Below are 20,100 nucleotides of genomic sequence, written 5' to 3'. Positions count from 1 at the left end.
ATGTCTTACGTCGATGGCTGTGTCTTTGCGGTGCCCAGTGCCAACCGCGAAAAATTCAAGAAACACGCGGAATCCGCCGCTGTGATTTTCAAGGAAAACGGCGCCCTGAGCATCGTTGAATGCTGGGGCGATGACGTGCCCGATGGCAAAGTGACTTCGTTTCCGCTGGCCGTGAAACTCAAGGACGACGAAACCGTGGTGTTTTCCTGGATCGTCTGGCCGGACAAGCCCACCCGCGATGCCGGCATGCAGAAATTGATGGCCGACCCGCGCATGCAACAAGACGTCAATCCGATGCCGTTCGATGGCCAGCGGATGATTTTCGGCGGCTTCAACATCCTCTTGCAGGTCTGAGCGTGTGGCAGGATCACTCCGGCGTCGGGGTGATCCTGCAACTCTTGCGATTGCGGATCTCGCTGTCCGTCGGTCGTTCTTTGACAAACTCGAAACGCGGTTCACCTTCGCTATAGTGAACCAGCCAGCCCCATTCCAGCTCTGACTCATCCTGACCCGGTTTCGGTGGCACGGCCCACCATGGCTCTTTGCTGATGATCTCTCGCATGGCCCCGTCCCGTTTATTCGGTTGGTTCAACTATAACGTGCATGTCAGGAGGTGCCAGGCGTGAGCGACGAAACCCCGGAGCCGGTCAAACGGCTGTTTTTTGCATTGGATTGCCCACCCGAACAGCGCAAGGCGATTGCCCAATGGCGCGGCGCGCTGCAATTGCGCATCGGGCGTCCGGTGCCGGTGGAAAACTTCCATCTGACGTTGCTGTTTTTGGGCGCTGTGGAGGTGGCGCAGATTGCCGAAATCTGCACGGCGGCAGCAAAGGTCCGCGTGCCGGGTGCGGCGTTGCGGTTGGCGCTGGATCGCCTGGATGTGTGGCGCAAGGCCGGGGTGTTGGTGCTCGCGCCGGAACAGGCGCCGCCGGAATTGCTGCGGCTGGTGTATGCGCTGGAGCAGGCGATGTTGCCGTTCGGGTTTGAAGAGGCACACAAGGAATTCAGACCGCATCTGACGTTGATGCGCGACTATCGGGCGCCGGTGCCTGAGTCGACGACGCCGCCGGAGTTTTTTCTGCGGGCGGATCGATTTGTGTTGTTTGAATCCCACAAGGGCCGCTATCGGGCACTGGCCGAATGGCCGCTGGTGCCGGCATAAAAAAAGGCGCCCGAGGAGGGCGCCGAACTCACCTTAACCGAGGAAGCCAGGTGAGGCCGTTCGCCAGAGAGGAGTGCAGCGGTGGTAAGGCGCTGCGTGAACGGAAAAGGGTAAGCGGCCAGTATCTATGTTGGATGTTTTGGCCTCATCGCCAGCAAGCCGGCTCCTACAAGGTACGCGTCGCGCCGCAGATCACTGTAGGAGCCGGCTTGCTGGCGATAGCTATCGCGTCGCACGCTGAGAGATCTGGTAGTGTTAGTTATCGGAGAAATTAGTTTTAAGGACTGTTATGAAAAAACTGAAACCTTGGGCACGTGGACCTTTGGAGCTGATCCAACATGCCGAGGAGCACTTGAGAGGGGACAGTGATTTCGACCGTCGCATGGTCTTGGTTAGTTTTGACAATGCTATTGAACTTTCAATCATCACCTTTTTGTCACTTAATCCCATTCAACGAAGTGGTTTGCAATATGAAAAAGCGCAAGTGGGGAGGTGGATGCACAACTTTCACTCAAAGCTTGAGTTTTTGGAATATTATGTTGTTTCTCAGCTTAAACAAGAGATGCTCATAGAGCGTGATGTTTTGGTCTATTATCATTCGATTCGGAATGAGCTTTATCATAATGGGAATGGGTTTGCACCGGCTTTGGAAATTGTCGATGGCATAAAGTCCGCAGCGCATTGGGTCTTTTCCGTATTGTTCGAAAGCAAGCCTGAAGATCATTTTGTCAGTCGGGTTGTTGAGAGTAAATCACCTTTTCCAACTGATGAAACTGGTCTTTCATCTGCTACCCTGTTCTTGAAAGCATTCATTGATGTGAAAAATCTGTTGAATTCGGAAATGGGTGCGGATGGTGTTGAACACTCGAACTCTCTAGTTTCTGCTATACGGAAGTTTGCCGAAAATTATCCAATAAAATTGCCTGACGGATTAGTTGCTGCAGCTGTAAAGGCGGAAGAAGTTAGGGGGGTCATGCTTGGTGGTGAACAGCCGGACTTGTCGGGAGTTGAGCTTAAAACTCTATCGTCAGAGCTGATGAAGTATTCGGCCCAGATAGATTCGAAGCTCAAATTTTATCAGTTAAAATTGGTAGAGGCAGCCGTTGAAGCGACGGTTAAATCACTGTCGTTGCATGAAGATGGAAAAGTGGGGGTGGTTCATCAAACACTTGGGACAGGGATTAGTATGTCCATTGTCTCGTACATAATTCGCGCACGTCAAATTGCAGGGCTGGAGTACGTGCCATTCATTGTGGTTGGCACTCACAGAGCGCTGTTGCGCCAACTTCAACATAGATTAATCGAACACTGCCCTAGCTTCTCGGGGATGCATACTGTAATGCCCATGGGTAAAGAGAATTTGATGGATTCGCTCTCTGCACCGAATCCTGGAGTAATCTTTACTACGATGGCGCAACTTCGAAATGTCCCGATAGTGTTTGAGCAGAAGTGTCTTTTGATTGGTGTCGACTTGCAAGGCGTTCAGTTTGACTTCAAGAGATCAACTCCGCTTGCTTCATTAATTAATTTTTCCAGTTCTCCTGTTGGTCTCAAAGAGTTTCCGGATAAGAATTTTGGGTCTCTTGTTGTTAGTTTTGGTCTGCAGCAAGCTGTAGAGCATGGTGTTCTTCTTCCGTTGATACTGGATAAGAGGCCTGTAACTGTAGTTGCTCGAGCGGGTGCTGATGAAAGCGCGGTTTCTGATGGTGTCAGGGAGGAGTGGGTAATTGGTGAGGTTTGTAAAGACCTGAAGAGTTTTTCGTTTGATAGTAGGTATAAGGCTATTATCGTCACGAATAGAATATCTGTTGCATCCATTTTGTACGAAAAATTGGTGGTCGCGTTAGGTGGGAAGGGAGAGAGTGGTGTGACTCCGCTAGCAGTAGGACTTCTTTCGAGTGCAGAAAAAGATGGAGGTCGTCATGCGGTTCAACAATTCAATAATGCAAGTGACGGAGGAAGCGTCCTTGTGATCACCAGCGGAATGCTGACGGGTCTTGACTTGCCGGAAGTTAATATGGCTTTTGTAACCAGTCCGCTACAAACGGAGTATCTAGAAAAAATTACTACTTTGTTGGGGCGTGCCGGCCGATCAACAGAGGGAGTAATTGTTGACTTCAGTGGTAATGCATGGCTGGACGTGATGATTGGGCAAGTAACCAAGAACGGAAATTAAATTTTTAGGTGACGAGCAGTAACGTGTGTGGTTGAAACATCGAACAAGTAAGTTCATAGCTTTAAGGCACAAGGCACAAGGCACAAGGCACAAGGCACAAGGCACAAGGCACAAGGCACAAGGCACAAGGCACAGGGTTTCAGTCGTTGCAAAAAAAGGCGCCCGAGGAGGGCGCCAAATTCACCTTAACCGAGGAAGCCAGGTGAGGCCGTTCGTCAGAGAGGAGTGCAGCGGTGGTAAGGCGCTGCGTGAACGGTAAACAGTAAAAACCCAATGCCCCTGTAGGAGCGAGGCTTGCCCGCGAAGACGGTGTGTCAGTCGCTATCAATGTTGAATGTGACGGACCCTTCGCGGGCAAGCCTCGCTCCTACAGGGGGGGGGGCGATTATTTCCCGAGCTTCACCCGCGTCCAGCCGCGCGTCATCACCCGCTGAACCCCGATCGGCATGTCCGGAATCGCATACAACGTCGCCATCACGGCCAAGGGCGGATACGAGCCCGGATCATCGCGAATCGCTTCATCCACCAACGGCGTCGCCGCCGCGTTGGCGTTGCTGTAGCCGATGTTGTTGGTGATCTCGGCGATGATGTCCGGGCGCATCAGGAAGTTCATGAACAGGTAGGCGTTGTCGACGTTCGCCGCATCCCGTGGGATTGCGACCATGTCGTAGAAACTGCCGGCGCCTTCTTTCGGAATGCTGTATTCGATTTTCACCTTGTCGCCCGCTTCCTGTGCGCGGGCCTTGGCTTGCAGCACGTCGCCGGAATAACCGACAGCGACGCAGATGTTGCCGTTGGCCAGGTCGGAGATGTACTTCGACGAATGGAAATACGCCACCGACGGCCGGATCTTCATGAACAGCGCTTCAGCTTCGGCGATCTGCGCCTTGTCCTGCGAGTTCACCGGGTAGCCCAGGTAGTGCAGGGCGGCGGGCAGCATTTCAGTCGGCGAGTCGAGGAAGCTGATGCCGCAGGCTTTCAGCTTCTCGGCGTTTTCCGGTTTGAACAGCAAGTCCCAGGAGTTGGTCGGCGCATTGGCACCGAGCACTTCCTTGACCTTGGCCGGGTTGAACCCGATGCCGATCGAGCCCCACATATACGGGAAGGCGTGACCGTTTCCCGGGTCGCTGGCCGAAGCGTTTTTCAGCAACACCGGGTTGAGGTTTTTCCAGTTCGGCAGCTTCGACTTGTCCAGTTCCTGATAGACGCCAGCCTTGATCTGCTTGGCCAGGAAGCTGTTGGACGGCACGACAATGTCGTAGCCGGATTTGCCTGCGAGCAGGCGTGCCTCAAGGGTTTCGTTGCTGTCGAACACATCGTAGGTCACGCGGATACCGGTCTCGTCTTCGAACTTCTTGACGGTGTCCGGGGCGATGTAATCCGACCAGTTGTAGACGCGCAGTACCTTGTCATTGGCCTGGGCGCCGGTAGCCATCGCGCCCAATAAGGACAGTGTCAGCAGAGTCCTGCCAAACATTTTCATCGGTACAACTCCATTTTTTTATTCAATGCGCAAAGCTGTGAAACGCGACGGCACTAGGCCGTCGCTTCTACCATTTGCTTTTTCGGTTGCTGCCAGGATTCGCTGGCGGTCTGGTCCATTGCTTCCTGGATCGCCCGTTTGCGGCTGGCTTCAGCGCGGCGGCTGAAGTACCAGACCATGAAGGTCACAATCGAAACGGCGAGCAGTATCAGGCTGGCCACGGCGTTGATCTCAGGCTTCACGCCCAGACGCACCGCCGAGAACACTTCCATTGGCAAGGTCGTCGAGCCTGGGCCGGACACGAAACTCGCCAACACCAGGTCATCCAGCGACAGGGCAAACGACATCATGCCGCCGGCCGCCAGTGACGGCGCGATCATCGGGATGGTGATCAGGAAAAACACCTTGAACGGCTTCGCCCCGAGGTCCATGGCCGCTTCTTCGATGGACAGGTCCAGCTCACGAAGGCGGGCAGAGACGACCACCGCCACATAGGCCGCACAAAACGTGGTGTGGGCGATCCAGATGGTCACGATGCCACGCTCCATCGGCCAGCCGATCAGCTGCGCCATGGCCACGAACAGCAGCAACAGCGACAGACCGGTGATCACTTCAGGCATCACCAACGGCGCGGTGACCAGGCCACCAAACAGCGTACGACCCTTGAAGCGCGTGACACGAGTCAGCACGAACGCCGCCAAAGTCCCCAGCGCCACCGCCGCAATCGCGGTGTAGCAGGCGATTTCCAGCGAGCGCACCACCGAGCCCATCAGTTGCGAGTTGTCGAGCAAGCCGACGTACCACTTCACCGACCAGCCGCCCCACACCGTCACCAGTTTCGAGGCGTTGAACGAGTAGATCACCAGAATCAACATCGGCAGGTAGATAAACGACAAGCCGAAAATCAGCATGAACTTTGAAAATCCGAAGCGTTTCATCCCCGTGCCTCCATCTCTTTGGCCTGGCTGCGGTTGAACAGCAGAATCGGCACAATCAGGATCAACAGCATCACCACCGCCAGGGCAGACGCCACCGGCCAGTCGCGGTTATTGAAGAACTCTTGCCACAGCACGCGACCGATCATCAGGGTCTCCGGGCCGCCCAGCAGTTCCGGAATCACGAACTCACCGACCACCGGAATGAACACCAGCATGCAGCCGGCGATGATCCCGTTCTTGGCCAGCGGCACGGTGATTTTCCAGAAGTTGTTGAAGTTGCTCGACCCCAGGTCCGAACCCGCTTCCAGCAAGCTTTGATCGTGCTTGACCAGGTTGGCGTACAGCGGCAAGACCATGAACGGCAGGTAGGCGTAGACCACGCCGATATACACGGCCGTGTTGGTGTTGAGGATCTCGATCGGGTGATCGGTGAGCCCGGTCCACATCAAAAACGCGTTGAGCAAACCGTTGTTGCTGAGGATGCCCATCCACGCATACACGCGGATCAGGATCGCAGTCCAGGTCGGCATCATGATCAACAGCAGCAAGACGTTTTGCGCTTCCTTGCTTGCCTTGGTGATCGCGTAGGCCATCGGGAAACCGATCACCAGGCACATCAGCGTGCTGAAAAACGCGACCTTCAACGAACCGAAGTAAGCCGAGATGTACAACTCATCCTCGGTCAGCAGCAGGTAGTTGCCGACGTTGAGGAACAGCTGGAGTTTCTGTTCGGCGAAGGTGTAGATCTCGGAGTAAGGAGGAATGGCCAGCGCCGCTTCCGAGAAGCTGATCTTCATCACGAGGAAGAACGGCAACAGGAAAAACAGGCACAGCCACAGGAATGGAATCCCGATGACGAGCTTTCGACCACTCGGCATCAGCCGCATGAACCGCTGATTGAGTGTTTTCATGAGCGCAGTACCACGCCGCTGTCGTCTTCCCACCACACGTAGACCTTGTCGTCCCAGGTCGGACGCGCGCCACGGCGTTCGGCGTTGGCCATGAACGACTGCACGACTTTGCCACCAGGCAATTCGACGTAGAACACCGAGTGACCGCCGAGGTAGGCGATGTCATGCACCTTGCCCTGGGACCAGTTGTAGCGGGACTCGGGTTGGGTGGTGCTGACCAGCAGTTTTTCCGGACGGATCGCGTAGGTGATGGACTTGTCCTCCACCGAAGTGCTGACGCCATGGCCGACGTAGATCTTCTGCTCCAGATCCTTGCTGTGAATGATCGCGTGACCTTCAAGGTCCTCGACAACGGTGCCTTCGAAGGCGTTCACGTTGCCGATGAATTCGCAGACCATGCGGCTGACCGGGGCTTCGTAAATGTCGACCGGGCTGCCAATCTGGGCGATCCAGCCCAGGTGCATGATCGCGATGCGCTGGGCCATGGTCATGGCCTCTTCCTGGTCGTGGGTCACCATGACGCAGGTCACGCCGACGCGCTCAATGATTTCCACCAGCTCAAGCTGCATCTGCGAACGCAGTTTTTTATCCAGCGCGCCCATCGGTTCGTCGAGCAACAACAGCTTTGGACGTTTGGCCAGGGAGCGGGCGAGGGCGACACGCTGACGCTGACCGCCGGACAGTTGATGGGGTTTGCGTTTGGCGTATTGGGTCATGTGCACCAGGCGCAGCATCTCTTCCACGCGGGCGTCGATTTCACTGGCGGGCAAACGGTCCTGCTTGAGGCCGAAGGCAATGTTCTGTGCGACGGTCATGTGCGGGAACAGGGCGTACGACTGGAACATCATGTTGATCGGCCGTTCGTACGGCGGCATGTCGGTGATGTCCACGCCATCGAGCAGGATCCGCCCTTCGGTCGGGCGCTCGAAGCCGGCGAGCATGCGTAGCAGCGTCGATTTGCCGGAACCGGAACCGCCGAGCAAGGCGAAAATTTCCCCTTGATGAATCTCAAGCGAAACATCGTCCACTGCGGTGGTTTCGTCGAATTTCTTGGTGACGCGGTCGACTTTCACCAACACCTTTTTCGGTGCCTGGTGACCTTCAAGAGCCTTCCTGTAAATGCTGGAGGCGTTTGCCATGTGAAACTCCCAACAGGTTTCAGTCGTCGGGCCAACGCGGCCTGACTTAAGAGTGGATTGCAAGCCCGGGGCATTCGGTTGGCGCAACCCCCTGTAGGAGCGAGGCTTGCCCGCGAAGACGGTATGTCAGTCGATATCATCGTTGCCTGATACACCGCCTTCGCGGGCAAGCCTCGCTCCTACAAAGGATTGCGCTCGCCTGATCCATACCGCTCGGGCTTATTCGGCGCCGCCGTCCTGGCTGCCTGGGTCGTACTTGTTGTTATTGCAGTGTGTTGTTTTCGCGAGCCACGGACGCGCAAAGGCACGCCCGCCAAACTCGCGGGGGCAGTAAATGGGTGTTTTGGGTCAGCGGGTTTTACGCTGCGCGGCCCGTCGTCGGCATGCATCGCCGAACGCCTGGAAAATACTCAAATAAGGAGGATTCGAAAGCACCTGCCATTCCGGGTGCCATTGCACGCCGACCGCAAAGGTCGGGCTGTGGTCCACCGAAATCGCTTCGATCAGACCGTCCGGCGCAATCGCCTCGGCACGCAGGCCGGGAGCGAGGCGGTCGATGCCCTGGCTGTGAATCGAATTGACCATGAACTCGGTCGGCAACTCCAGCGCTTCGAACACGCCACCCGGTTGCACCGTCACCGCATGCGCCGGGGCGTATTGCACTGCCAGCTCAGGACTGTCCGCTTCGCGGTGATCGAGCATGCCCGGCAGTTCATGCACCTTCTGATGCAGGCTGCCGCCGAACGCCACGTTCATTTCCTGGAAACCACGGCAGATGCCGAGTACCGGAACGCCCGCCGCAATGGCTGCACGCAATAAAGGAAGGGTAGTGGCGTCCCGCGCCGGATCGTGATCCGTGCCGGGAGCGCTGGCCGGGCCTTGATAGTGGAAGGGCTCCACATTCGATGGCGAACCGGTCAGCAACAGACCGTCGAGATGCGTGAGCACATCCTCGATTTCAGTCAGTTCGCCTAAGGAAGGAATGACCACGGGCAACCCCAGAGCCGCGACGCTGACAGCACGCAAGTACTTGTCGCCGCTGATGTGGTAGGGGTGCGGGCCAATCTGTTTGACGCACGCTGTAACGCCGATCAATGGCTTGAATGCCATTTTTATCACCTCGACCTTGAACGAGTTTTTCAGGAGCTTAGCTTTGTTGATTTTAATTAACAACTCTCATGTAAAAAATTCTAAACGCCGCACGTCCGATTGCTAGTCTTTGTGCGGTGTTGAGGGCCTATATGGCACTCTCGTGCCCAGAAAAGTCCCAAAAATAAAGGATGAAAGGCCAAGTGTTCGCTATTGACTTCACTTTGCCGTTCGGGTTGACTGGGCTCCAGAAAGTGCGGTGAACATAATAATTAACAGCTAATAGGTGCATCATGTCGGTCCCTCTGCGTGCCGTTCAACTCAACGAAGCAAACGCATTCCTTAAGAAATATCCTGAGGTTTTGTACGTCGACCTTCTGATTGCGGATATGAACGGTGTGGTGCGCGGCAAGCGCATCGAGCGCACCAGTCTTCATAAGGTCTACGAAAAAGGCATCAACCTGCCGGCGTCCCTGTTTGCCCTGGACATCAATGGCTCCACGGTGGAAAGCACCGGCCTGGGTCTGGACATCGGCGACTCCGACCGGATCTGCTATCCAATCCCTGGCACCCTGAGCATCGAGCCTTGGCAGAAGCGCCCGACCGCGCAACTGTTGATGACCATGCACGAACTCGAAGGCGAACCTTTCTTCGCCGACCCGCGTGAAGTGCTGGCCAATGTGGTGCGCAAGTTCGATGAACTTGGCCTGACCATTTGCGCTGCGTTCGAACTCGAGTTCTACCTGATCGACCAGGACAACGTGAACGGTCGTCCGCAATCGCCACGCTCGCCGGTCTCCGGCAAACGTCCGATGTCGACACAGGTGTATTTGATAGACGACCTCGACGAATACGTCGATTGCCTGCAAGACATCCTCGAAGGTGCAAAAGAGCAGGGCATCCCGGCCGACGCCATCGTCAAGGAAAGCGCCCCGGCGCAGTTCGAAGTGAACCTGCATCACGTCAACGACCCGATCAAGGCCTGCGACTACGCGGTGTTGCTCAAGCGTCTGGTGAAGAACATCGCCTACGACCACGAGATGGACACCACGTTTATGGCCAAGCCGTATCCGGGCCAGGCGGGCAACGGTTTGCACGTGCACATTTCGATTCTCGACAAAGAAGGCAACAACATCTTTGCCAGCGAGGATCCCGAGCAGAACGCCGCGCTGCGACACGCGATCGGCGGTGTGCTCGAGACCCTGCCGGCGCAGATGGCTTTCCTCTGCCCGAACGTCAACTCGTACCGTCGTTTCGGCGCGCAGTTCTATGTGCCGAACTCGCCGAGCTGGGGCATCGACAACCGTACTGTTGCGGTACGTGTGCCGACCGGTTCCTCCGATGCCGTGCGCATCGAACACCGCGTTGCCGGTGCCGATGCCAACCCGTACTTGTTGATGGCTTCGGTGCTGGCGGGCGTGCACCACGGCCTGACCAACAAGATCGAGCCGGGCGCACCCGTGGAAGGCAACTCCTACGAGCAGAACGAGCAAAGCCTGCCGAACAACCTGCGCGATGCATTGCGCGAGCTGGACGACAGCGAAGTCATGGCCAAATACATCGACCCGCTGTACATCGACGTGTTCGTGGCGTGCAAGGAAAGCGAGCTGGCCGAGTTCGAAAACTCCATTTCGGACCTTGAGTACAACTGGTACCTGCACACGGTTTGACGGCTTGACCCGGATCCAGGCTGAAACCCGATCAACTGTGGGAGCGAGCCTGCTCGCGATGGCGGTGGATCAGGCGCATCAATGCTGACTGATGCGCCGCTATCGCGAGCAGGCTCGCTCCCACAGGGGACTGCATTTCAAACCATTGATTGAGCAGCTCCAGTCCCACTACCTATTCCTCTGCGTCGAGTCACAACCATGACAAACACTCGCAGCGACTGGGAACAACGCTTCCAGTCCCTAACCATCGAAAACCGCGCCTTCATCGACGGCCAATACCGCGCTGCACTCAGCGGTGAAACCTTCGAATGCATCAGCCCGGTCGACGGCCGCTTCCTGGCCAATGTCGCCAGCACCGATGAAGCCGACGCCAACGAAGCCGTCGCCGTCGCACGCAGCACCTTCGAATCCGGCGTCTGGGCCAATCTCGCCCCGGCCGAGCGCAAGCGCACTTTGATCCGCTTCGCCGACCTGATCCTGGCCAACCGGGAAGAACTCGCCCTGCTCGAAACCCTCGACATGGGCAAACCGATCAACGACTCGATGAACATCGACATCCCGGCGACCGCCAACGCGATCCGCTGGAGCGCTGAAGCCATCGACAAAATCTACGACGAAGTCGCTGCCACGCCGCACGATCAACTCGGCCTCATCACCCGCGAACCTGCCGGTGTTGTCGCCGCCATCGTGCCGTGGAATTTCCCGCTGATCATGGCCAGCTGGAAGTTCGCCCCGGCCCTCGCGGCGGGTAACTCGTTCATCCTCAAGCCTTCGGAAAAGTCACCACTGACCGCGATCCGCATCGCTCAATTAGCGCTGGACGCCGGCATTCCGAAAGGCGTGTTCAACGTTCTGCCGGGCTTCGGCCACACCGTCGGCAAGGCGCTGGCGTTGCACATGGACGTCGACGTGCTGGCCTTTACCGGCTCGACCGCGATTGCCAAGCAACTGCTGGTCTACGCCGGCCAAAGCAACATGAAACGCGTCTGGCTCGAAGCAGGGGGGAAGAGCCCGAACGTGGTGTTCGCCGATGCGCCGGATCTGCGCGCGGCAGCACAGGCAGCGGCCAGCGGCATCGCTTTCAACCAGGGCGAAGTCTGCACCGCCGGTTCGCGGTTGCTGGTCGAGCGTTCGATCCGCGAGCAGTTCATTCCGCTGCTGGTGGAAGCGCTGCAAGCCTGGAAACCAGGGCATGCTTTGGACCCGCAAACCACCGTCGGCGCGGTCGTCGATCAGCGTCAACTGGACAACGTGCTGCGCTACATCCAGGTCGGCAAAGACCAGGGCGCGCAATTGATCGCAGGCGGCAGCCGCACCCTCGAAGCCACCAGCGGCCTGTACGTGGAACCGGCGATTTTCGACGGCGTGACCAACGCCATGACCATCGCCCGGGAAGAAATTTTCGGCCCGGTGCTGTCGCTGATCACCTTCGACACCGCTGAAGAAGCCTTGGCCATCGCCAATGACAGCATCTTCGGCCTGGCTGCCGGTGTCTGGACCAGCAACCTGAGCAAGGCCCACACCTTCGCTCGCGGCTTGCGCGCCGGCAGCGTCTGGGTCAACCAGTACGACGGCGGCGACATGACCGCGCCGTTCGGCGGGTACAAGCAGTCGGGTAATGGTCGGGACAAATCGCTGCACGCGTTCGACAAATACACCGAGCTCAAAGCGACCTGGATCAAGCTCTAATACTTCTACAACGGCGGCCGCCGGCACATGCCAGCGGCCATCGGAGAAACCTATGAAACAGACTCATGTAAACAGCTACTACGCCGCAACCCGCAACTTCACCGGCGACTTCCCGGTGCTGGAACAAGCGGTGGATTGCGACGTCTGCATCATCGGCGCCGGCTACACCGGTTTGTCCTCGGCGCTGTTCCTTGCCGAAGCCGGCTACAGCGTGACCGTACTCGAAGCCGCCAAAGTCGGTTTCGGCGCCAGCGGTCGCAATGGCGGCCAACTGGTCAACTCCTACAGCCGCGACGTCGATGTCATCGAAGAGCGCTACGGCGACAGAACCGCCGAAGTCCTCGGCAGCATGATCTTCGAAGGCGCCGACATCATCCGTCAGCGCATACAACACTACGACATCCAGTGCGACTACAAGCCGGGCGGCATCTTCGCCGCGCTGAACAAAAAGCAGCTTAAAGGCCTGGCCGAGCAGAAAAGCAGCTGGGAACGCTACGGCAACAAGAACCTGAAAATGCTCGACGCCGCGGACATCAAGCGCGAAGTCGGCAGCGACAACTACGTCGGCGGCCTGCTCGACATGCAGGGCGGCCACATCCACCCGCTGAACCTGGCCCTCGGCGAAGCCTCGGCGATCATCGGCCTGGGCGGCAAAATCTACGAACAATCGGCGGCGGTGGAAATCACCTACGGCGAACCGATCACCGTGCGCACCGCCAAAGGTGTGGTCCGCGCCAAATACCTGTTGATCGCCGGCAACGCCTACCTGCCGCAGGGCCTCGACAATCGCGTGACCGCTAAAAGCATGCCGTGCGGTTCGCAAATCGTCGTCACCGAACCGTTGTCGGAAAAGGTTGCGCGCAGCCTGATCAAAAACAACTACTGCGTCGAAGACTGCAACTACCTGCTCGACTACTACCGCCTGACCGCCGACAACCGCCTGCTGTACGGCGGCGGCGTGGTCTACGGCGCCCGTGAACCGGATGACATCGAACAGCTGATCAAGCCAAAAATCCTCAAGACCTTCCCGCAACTGAAGGACGTGAAGATCGACTACCGCTGGACCGGCAACTTCCTGCTGACCATGTCGCGCATGCCGCAATTTGGCCGCATCGAGAAAAACGCCTACTACATGCAGGGCTACAGCGGCCACGGCGTCACCTGCTCGCACCTGGCCGGCAAACTGATCTCGGAAATGATCCGCGGCGACGCCGAACGCTTCGATGCTTTCGCATCCTTGCCGCACATGCCAATGATCGGCGGCCGCACCTTCCAGGCCCCACTCACCGCCATGGGCGCTGCGTACTACGCGCTTCGCGACCGTTTCGGCATCTAACCCAACACAGCCCTTGTAGGAGCAGAGCTTGCTCGCGAAGACGGCGGCACATCCGACATCGATGCCGCCTGACACACCGCCTTCGCGAGCAAGCTCTGCTCCTACATTGGATCCATGGCAGGCACAAAATGTACGTGCAGCAGAGGTCAAAAACTGTGGGAGCGAGCCCGCTCGCGATGACGCCATCCGGTTCCCCATCAATGCCAACTGACCCACCACCATCACCAATAACCATGCGCCTACAGCAACACCCCCAAACGTGATTTAATACCCGCCTTTCACAATTACGGGACAGGGAAGCGGTACTTTCGCGGCCAAAAGTCGCCCGCCATCCACCCCCATAACCCTTAAGTTTTCCTCGCATAAGGCTGTCATGGACACGGGCTCACGACTCAAATTAGTACGCGAAAGCTACAAACTCTCCCAGCGCGAGCTGGCCCGGCGTAGCGGCGTCACCAATGCCACCATCTCCCTGATCGAACAGAATCGCGTCAGTCCCTCCGTCAGCTCCCTGAAAAAACTGCTCGAAGGCATCCCGATGTCTCTGGCGGACTTCTTCACCTTTGATCAGCCGCCGCGTGAACATCAATACGTGTTCCGCGCCAACGAACAACCGGATCTCGGGCGTCATGGGTTGCGGTTGCTGCTGATTGGCGCTTCGGTGCCGAGCCGGCAGATGCGCTTGCTGCGCGAGCAATACGCGCCGGGCGCGAGTTCGGGGGAAGAGCCGATTGTGCACTCGGAAGGGGAAGAGTGTGGGCTTGTGACTCGTGGCACTGTTGAGCTGACTGTTGATGGGCAAATCAGTGTGCTCAACGCGGGGGATGGCTACTACTTCCCGACGACGTTGCCGCACAAGTTCCGCAACATCGGCCAGGATGAAGCGGAAATCATCAGCGCCAACACCCCGGCTAACTTCTGATCTCAAAAACGGACGCCAACCTGTAGCAGCTGCCGAGGTTGCGTCCGCGACCAACACCCATGCCGAATGGGAGCAGCTGCTTCAGGAATTTTCAAAGTAAATGGACTTCACATCATGACCACACCCCGCATCCGCCCCCTCGCACTTTGCATCTTCCATCACGACGGCAAGATTCTGGTCAACGAAGCTCGCGACCCCATCACTGAAAAGCCATTCTTCCGCCCAATCGGTGGCGGAATCGAATTCGGTGAAACCAGTGCCCAAGCCGTTGTACGAGAAGTACAGGAAGAACTCGGTTTGCCCATCACCGATGTTCGCTTGCTCGGCACGCTTGAAAGCCTCTTTACGTATAACGGCACACCAGGGCACGAAATCGTGCAGGTGTACGACGCGAAGTTTGTGGATGCCAGTGTCTATGAGTTGTCGCACTTGAATGCTCAAGAAAGCGATGGTGCGGCCTTCGTTGCGAAGTGGCTTCCTTGTGCGAGCTTTACTGATGAAGCACTGTTGGTGCCTGATGGCCTTTACGAATTGCTGAAGAAAGTCGCATTGCTGGATTGACGGCGTCCTCCAATAACTCTGGATCAAGCGCGTCCGGCTGATTTTTAGACCTAAAAGGTGACAGATCTATTTGAATAAATAGATCTGTCACCTTTTTTTCACCTTTTTTCGTCGGAACCTGGCAACAAACAACCGGTTTAGGCTGGAACTGGTTTGATAGCAACTTTGGTTACCGCAACTCTGGACTTCGGTTTGCCAGCAGTAGGCCGGGCAGCGGATTTTTCAGCAGTAGGTCTGGGATTGCTTGGGGCTGCGACTGGCGTCGACATCGGGCGTACGGTGAGTTCTAGGCCTATCGCTGTCATCAGCTTCCGGATTGTCTCAAATCGCGTTTTCGTTCCACCTTTAAGCACCTTATAAAGGCTTTCGCGGTTGACCCCTGCTTCCTGGGCGACTTTGTTTACGCCTATAGCTTTTGCAACTTCACCCAGTGCATGAACCAATGCCGTGTCACCTGCCTTCATGCTTTCAGCAATGTAAGCAGCCATTATTTCCGGGCTGTCGAGGAAGCGGGAGGCTTCGTGACGACTTGTGCCAGAAGTGTCGAGATTGAGGATAGGCATATCCTCGGGGTTGAATGTCGGTTCGCTCATGTCATTTACCTTTCATAGCATCGAGGATCTGTTTAGCTCGTTTGATGCCTCGCGCTTGATCCGTTTTATCGCTTCCAGTGAGCATTGTGTAGTCGGTCATCCCGGTGCGCACAAAGTAGATTCTGTAGCCAGGACCAACAAAAACACGCATTTCGCTCATACCGCCACCCACCGCTTCGCAATCCCCGAAATGGCCATCTTTGGCGCGGTCCAAGCGGCTCAAGATAGCTGCCTTTCCCAGGCCGTCCGTCACATCACCCAGCCATTTATCAAGCTCGGGCGTGTTGTGAATGTTGATTTCTCTCTTTTCGATCATAGTCCTGGTTGTAGCCTACTGGCTACTCCTTGCTGATGAAAAGCTATGTGCGGGTCGAAATGACTTCTTGCACATCGCCCAGTTGAGGATTTATGAGGCAAGAAAAACCCGCATTAACGCGGGCTTTTTGTGTGAAATTCGTTCACTGACCTTTGGAGGTATCAAACCCACGCTGCTCAATCACCCGAAACACATCACTCACGTCCTGGAGCAAAATCCGGGCGATGTTGGCGACGGTGTTGATGTCGTTTTCGGCGTAGTCGGGGAGGCTGGTGCAGCCCATGAGCTGGAGGTAGGGGAGGACCGCGTTGAGGCGTTCGCTGACGACGTTGTGCAGTTCGCGGATTGGGGCGTGGCTGTCGATGACTAGTACGGGGTAGTCGGTGGCGAATTGGGACATGGGGGTGAAGCGGCGCGGCGGATGTTGGGTTGTCATGGATGTAGTCCTAAAAAGATGAATCACAATCGCCATTACTCGTTTACCGACGGAGATCGGCTGCGCGGGTCTGGCGGTCTTCGGTGTCTTCTCTTTTGGGCTGCGAATCCCGGTCACCGACAATGGCAGCGACGGCGGGAACTATAAGCTGCGATTTTTGCGCTCACAACCGGGCTGTAGGATGCTTTGGCGTTTGTTGCGACAAGGCTCAATGCCACTGTTTACGGGGCTTTCGCGGTAATCCGGGCGGTATGAAGTGCCTTGGGAATTCGGGGGCAGGTTTTGGGGCGGCTTCGCTGCTTGTTGGGGATAAATCCTCTAGTTACAAAAGGTAAATTCCTACACGTTTTTCGGATGTCAGGTTTGTGAAATCGAGTGGGCTGAAAGGTGTGACAGTGAATGTTTGTGTTGAATGTGAGGGCCTCATCGCCGGCAAGCCGGTCTCGCTCCCACAGGGGAGATGTAGGCGGGCGCATTGTTGCGTCCGCCTGTGATCCCTTTATGCGGCGTTGCCAATCACTTCGATGATGCGCTTCGCGATGTAGTCGACGTGGGTTTCCAGGGCGAAGTGTCCGGTGTCGAGTAGTTCGACTACGGCATTGGGGTTGTCGCGTTTGAACGCCTCTGCGCCAGGCGGGATGAAGAAGGGGTCGTTCTGGCCCCAGATGGCCAGTGTCGGCAGTTGGGTCTCGCGGAAGAAGCGCTGAAAGTCCGGGTAGCGTTTGAGGTTGTTCGCGTAGTCCAGGAACAGGTCGAGCTGGATGTCCTTGTTGCCCGGCCGCTCCAACAGAAGCGCGTCGAGGGTGTAGGACTCGGGAGCGATGAGTTCTGGCGTACTGACGCCATGTTCGTATTGCCAGCGGGTGCCTTCCAGGTGCAGGACTGCGTCGGCGATGACCTGGCGATTTTCGGCTGACGGTTCTGCCCAGTAGGCTCTGATCGGTGCCCAGGCATCGCCCAATCCTTCCAGATACGCGTTGCCGTTTTGCGAGATCAGTGCGGTCATTCTTTCGGGGTATTTGACTGCCAGTCTCAGGCCGGTCGGTGCGCCGTAATCGAAGACGTACATCGCGTAGCGTTTCAGTCCCAGGGTCTCGACGAAATGCCCCAGCGTTTCTGCCAGTGCGTCGAAGGTGTACGCGTATTTGCGCTCGGCAGGCACTTGGGTGAATCCAAAGCCGGGCAGGTCCGGGGCGATGATGTGGAAGTGTGCCGACAGCAGCGGGATGAGTTGGCGGAACTGGTGGGATGAGCTGGGAAACCCGTGGAGCAGGAGGAGGGTCGGCTTGGCCGGTTCTCCTGCCTCCCGGTAGAAGACGCGAACGCCGTCGACGTCGGCAAATGTGTAGCGGATGGGTGCAGTGGTGCTGGTCATGATGATTGGCCTCGTAACCGCATGGATGAGATCAAGCCGGTTTTCGAGATTAAATCTGGCACGAACATAGTAACCTGTCAAAATGATTTTGATAGGTTATTGTTTTTCGCCCTCAAGCATCGATGATTTTCTTTTGCCGTTCGCGGTGGGCCGCTGCTTTCGCTCGGTTGCCGCAGACCGCCATGCTGCACCAACGGCGTTTTCTGCCTCGGGTGTGGTCGACGAACATCAGGGTGCAGCTCGGTCCTTCGCAACATTTTACGTTGGTGAAATCTTCCTCGCTGACGAACTGCGCGAGCACTTCACCCAGTGGTAACAGCAGGGAATCCGGGCTGCGCCAGCGGCGTTTCAGTTCCCAGGCGAGCTTTGGTGTTTCGCCGTTCTGCAGCGTGATCTGGGTGTATTTTTCGTCCCGTTCGAGCAAGCGATTCAAGGCGTCGAGCTCTTTCAGGGCCGAGGCTTCAAGCGGTTGGCCTTTGTATTTCAGGACAAAACCGCGAAACCACTCGCGCAATGACCGTGCCTGCGCCGCGACGGTTTCCAGCTCGCCAGGCATCGCTTGTGCCTGAAGCCGTTGCAGTATCTCGTCTTCCACCCAGCCCGATTGTTTCAGCCAGTCCAGCCAGCCGTTGCCGTCGTCGATCCAGTCGACGGGTTCATCGACCGGCGTTGCTATCGAGTTCAGGAAATCGAGAGCGGCGGCGTCGGCGACGAAGAGGGCCGGTCCACGGGGAGTGCTGTTCATGAGGGTGTCCACTAAAGCCTGGATTGATAAGGCTCAGCGTAACCACTCAAAGTGCATCCGACAAGTTACTGTTAAATTGATAACCTCTTCATGGTATTCGGTGGGGTTACTGAATGGGCTCAATTCTTGACCTGCTGATTCCTCCCATAAACATCCTCCAACCGCTCAATATCATCCTCACCCAAATAGCTTCCGGACTGCACCTCAATCACCTCCAGCGGAATTTTCCCGGGGTTGGCCAGCCGATGCACCGAAGCAATCGGAATGTAGGTGGACTGGTTTTCCGTCAGCAGGAAGACCTTTTCATTGCACGTCACCTGGGCCGTGCCGGAGACCACGATCCAGTGTTCGGCACGGTGGTGGTGCATTTGCAGGGACAGTTGCGCGCCCGGTTTGACGGTGATGTGTTTGACTTGGTGGCGGATGCCGTTGTCCACCGAGTGGTAGCTGCCCCAGGGACGATACACCGCGCAATTGTTCTGGGTTTCCGAGCGATTTTGGGCGTCGAGCGCGTTCACCAGTTTTTTCACGTCTTGCACGGTGTCGCGGTGCGCGACCATCAGTGCATCTTCGGTTTCTATCACGACGAGGTCTTCCACCCCGAGCAGGGTCACCAGTTTGCTGCTGCCATGGACGAAGCAATTGCGGCTGTTGTAGCTGACGACATCGCCCTTGAGCACATTGCCGTCGGTGTCCTTTTCGTGCACATCCCACAGCGACGACCAGCAACCGACGTCACTCCAGCCAGCGCTGAGCGGGACGACCCAGGCGCGGTGGGTGCGTTCCATCACTGCGTAGTCGATGGAGTTGTCCGGGCAGCATTCGAAGGTGACGCGATCGATGCTGGTCACGCCTTCGCTGCTGGGGCTGCGCTCCAGGGCCATCACGCAGGTGTCGTACATGTCCGGTTCGTGCGTGCGCAGCTCTTCGAGGTAGCGGCTGGCACGGAACAGGAACATGCCGCTGTTCCAGAAGTATTCGCCGGAGCGGACAAATTCGGCGGCGGTTTGCTGGTCGGGTTTTTCGATAAATTGCTCGACCTTGAAGGCATGGGCGCCCGCATCGCTGCAGTCGGCCTTGATGTAGCCGAAGCCGGTTTCCGGACGTGTCGCCGGAATGCCGAACAGCACCAGATTGCCTTTGAGCGCCTCTTGCTCTGCGTGTTCCAGTGTGGCGCGCAAAGCGGGGACGTCGCTGATCACATGGTCGGCCGGAAGGACCAACATGAGCTCATCGCGGCCTTCGGCAATCAGCTTGAGGGCTGCCAGCGCCACCGCCGGTGCGGTGTTGCGGCCGAAGGGTTCGAGCAGGATCGCCTGCGGCGTGCAGCCGATGGCGGCAAGTTGTTCGTTGACGAGAAAGCGATGCTCCTGATTACACACCACGATCGGTTTGCCGATACCGTTGAACGCCAGGCGCTGCAGGGTTTGTTGAAAGAGTGATCCTTCGCCGGCCAGGCTCAGGAACTGTTTGGGATACAACTTGCGTGACAATGGCCACAACCGGGAACCACTGCCCCCGGACAGAATGACTGGAATCATTTTTCTTTCCTCCCACAC

Annotated in this window: 20 protein-coding genes; 8 read left to right on the top strand and 12 right to left on the bottom strand. The window is 57.0% G+C overall.

Features of this window, described 5'->3' with window-relative positions:
• Complete coding sequence (locus IB245_RS18790; protein WP_008027222.1) at window positions 1–354, top strand: DUF1428 domain-containing protein; 354 nt, start codon at window positions 1–3, stop codon at window positions 352–354.
• Window positions 355–367: 13 nt separating this feature from the next.
• Here IB245_RS18790 and IB245_RS18785 read toward each other — a convergent pair whose 3' ends face one another.
• The gene (locus IB245_RS18785; protein WP_008027221.1) at window positions 368–562 is read right to left on the bottom strand and encodes a hypothetical protein; all 195 of its coding nucleotides are present in this window, start codon (window positions 560–562) and stop codon (window positions 368–370) included.
• A 60-nt stretch (window positions 563–622) separates the two neighbouring features.
• Between IB245_RS18785 and thpR the strand changes: the two genes are divergently transcribed.
• Both thpR and IB245_RS18775 read left to right on the top strand, forming a co-directional pair.
• On the top strand, window positions 623–1,162 hold the full coding sequence (thpR, locus tag IB245_RS18780) for an RNA 2',3'-cyclic phosphodiesterase (RefSeq protein WP_192228306.1): 540 nt from the start codon (window positions 623–625) through the stop codon (window positions 1,160–1,162).
• Window positions 1,163–1,451: 289 nt separating this feature from the next.
• Entirely contained in the window at window positions 1,452–3,338 is a 1,887-nt protein-coding gene (locus tag IB245_RS18775) for a hypothetical protein (RefSeq protein ID WP_192228305.1), read from the top strand.
• Between the two features lie 385 nt (window positions 3,339–3,723).
• On the opposite strand, the gene IB245_RS18770 is transcribed toward IB245_RS18775, so the two are convergent.
• From IB245_RS18770 to IB245_RS18750, 5 genes are all read right to left on the bottom strand, one after another.
• The gene (locus tag IB245_RS18770; RefSeq protein WP_192228304.1) at window positions 3,724–4,821 is read right to left on the bottom strand and encodes a polyamine ABC transporter substrate-binding protein; all 1,098 of its coding nucleotides are present in this window, start codon (window positions 4,819–4,821) and stop codon (window positions 3,724–3,726) included.
• Between the two features lie 53 nt (window positions 4,822–4,874).
• On the bottom strand, window positions 4,875–5,759 hold the full coding sequence (locus IB245_RS18765; protein ID WP_192228303.1) for an ABC transporter permease subunit: 885 nt from the start codon (window positions 5,757–5,759) through the stop codon (window positions 4,875–4,877).
• The gene (locus IB245_RS18760) at window positions 5,756–6,637 is read right to left on the bottom strand and encodes an ABC transporter permease subunit (protein WP_192228413.1); all 882 of its coding nucleotides are present in this window, start codon (window positions 6,635–6,637) and stop codon (window positions 5,756–5,758) included. The genes IB245_RS18765 and IB245_RS18760 overlap by 4 nt, the downstream gene beginning before the upstream one ends.
• Before the next feature lie 29 nt (window positions 6,638–6,666).
• Window positions 6,667–7,809, bottom strand: a complete 1,143-nt coding sequence (potA, locus tag IB245_RS18755) for a polyamine ABC transporter ATP-binding protein (protein WP_008027211.1) — start codon at window positions 7,807–7,809, stop codon at window positions 6,667–6,669.
• 348 nt (window positions 7,810–8,157) lie between these two features.
• On the bottom strand, window positions 8,158–8,919 hold the full coding sequence (locus tag IB245_RS18750) for a gamma-glutamyl-gamma-aminobutyrate hydrolase family protein (protein WP_192228302.1): 762 nt from the start codon (window positions 8,917–8,919) through the stop codon (window positions 8,158–8,160).
• A 272-nt stretch (window positions 8,920–9,191) separates the two neighbouring features.
• Here IB245_RS18750 and IB245_RS18745 point away from each other — a divergent pair, with 272 nt between their 5' ends.
• The 5 genes from IB245_RS18745 (at window position 9,192) to IB245_RS18725 (ending at window position 15,076) form a co-directional block, all read left to right on the top strand.
• Entirely contained in the window at window positions 9,192–10,568 is a 1,377-nt protein-coding gene (locus IB245_RS18745; protein WP_008039000.1) for a glutamine synthetase family protein, read from the top strand.
• Between the two features lie 198 nt (window positions 10,569–10,766).
• The gene (locus tag IB245_RS18740) at window positions 10,767–12,257 is read left to right on the top strand and encodes an aldehyde dehydrogenase (protein ID WP_192228301.1); all 1,491 of its coding nucleotides are present in this window, start codon (window positions 10,767–10,769) and stop codon (window positions 12,255–12,257) included.
• A 52-nt stretch (window positions 12,258–12,309) separates the two neighbouring features.
• Window positions 12,310–13,593, top strand: coding sequence for an NAD(P)/FAD-dependent oxidoreductase (locus IB245_RS18735; protein ID WP_008027204.1), 1,284 nt, complete (start codon window positions 12,310–12,312; stop codon window positions 13,591–13,593).
• A 373-nt stretch (window positions 13,594–13,966) separates the two neighbouring features.
• Window positions 13,967–14,515, top strand: coding sequence for a cupin domain-containing protein (locus IB245_RS18730; RefSeq protein WP_007946335.1), 549 nt, complete (start codon window positions 13,967–13,969; stop codon window positions 14,513–14,515).
• Window positions 14,516–14,629: 114 nt separating this feature from the next.
• Window positions 14,630–15,076, top strand: coding sequence for an NUDIX hydrolase (locus IB245_RS18725; RefSeq protein WP_192228300.1), 447 nt, complete (start codon window positions 14,630–14,632; stop codon window positions 15,074–15,076).
• A 137-nt stretch (window positions 15,077–15,213) separates the two neighbouring features.
• Here the strand turns inward: IB245_RS18725 and IB245_RS18720 are convergent, their stop codons facing one another.
• From IB245_RS18720 to IB245_RS18695, 6 genes are all read right to left on the bottom strand, one after another.
• A complete protein-coding gene (locus tag IB245_RS18720; RefSeq protein ID WP_192228299.1) occupies window positions 15,214–15,669 on the bottom strand; it encodes an addiction module antidote protein in 456 nt (151 codons plus the stop codon).
• A 1-nt stretch (window position 15,670) separates the two neighbouring features.
• Window positions 15,671–15,985, bottom strand: a complete 315-nt coding sequence (locus tag IB245_RS18715) for a type II toxin-antitoxin system RelE/ParE family toxin (protein ID WP_192228298.1) — start codon at window positions 15,983–15,985, stop codon at window positions 15,671–15,673.
• 142 nt (window positions 15,986–16,127) lie between these two features.
• Complete coding sequence (locus tag IB245_RS18710) at window positions 16,128–16,421, bottom strand: fructose-bisphosphate aldolase (RefSeq protein ID WP_192228297.1); 294 nt, start codon at window positions 16,419–16,421, stop codon at window positions 16,128–16,130.
• 499 nt (window positions 16,422–16,920) lie between these two features.
• On the bottom strand, window positions 16,921–17,796 hold the full coding sequence (locus IB245_RS18705; RefSeq protein WP_192228296.1) for an alpha/beta fold hydrolase: 876 nt from the start codon (window positions 17,794–17,796) through the stop codon (window positions 16,921–16,923).
• 112 nt (window positions 17,797–17,908) lie between these two features.
• Window positions 17,909–18,541, bottom strand: coding sequence for a CGNR zinc finger domain-containing protein (locus IB245_RS18700; RefSeq protein WP_192228295.1), 633 nt, complete (start codon window positions 18,539–18,541; stop codon window positions 17,909–17,911).
• 119 nt (window positions 18,542–18,660) lie between these two features.
• A complete protein-coding gene (locus IB245_RS18695; RefSeq protein WP_192228294.1) occupies window positions 18,661–20,082 on the bottom strand; it encodes a mannose-1-phosphate guanylyltransferase/mannose-6-phosphate isomerase in 1,422 nt (473 codons plus the stop codon).
• Between the last annotated feature and the right edge of the window lie 18 nt (window positions 20,083–20,100).

The sequence above is a fragment of the Pseudomonas sp. PDM02 genome (assembly GCF_014852285.1).
GTDB classification, from domain to species: Bacteria; Pseudomonadota; Gammaproteobacteria; order Pseudomonadales; family Pseudomonadaceae; genus Aquipseudomonas; species Aquipseudomonas migulae.
The sequence above is the reverse complement of the archived record's forward strand: the minus strand, read 5'-3'. Positions and strand labels throughout refer to the sequence as shown.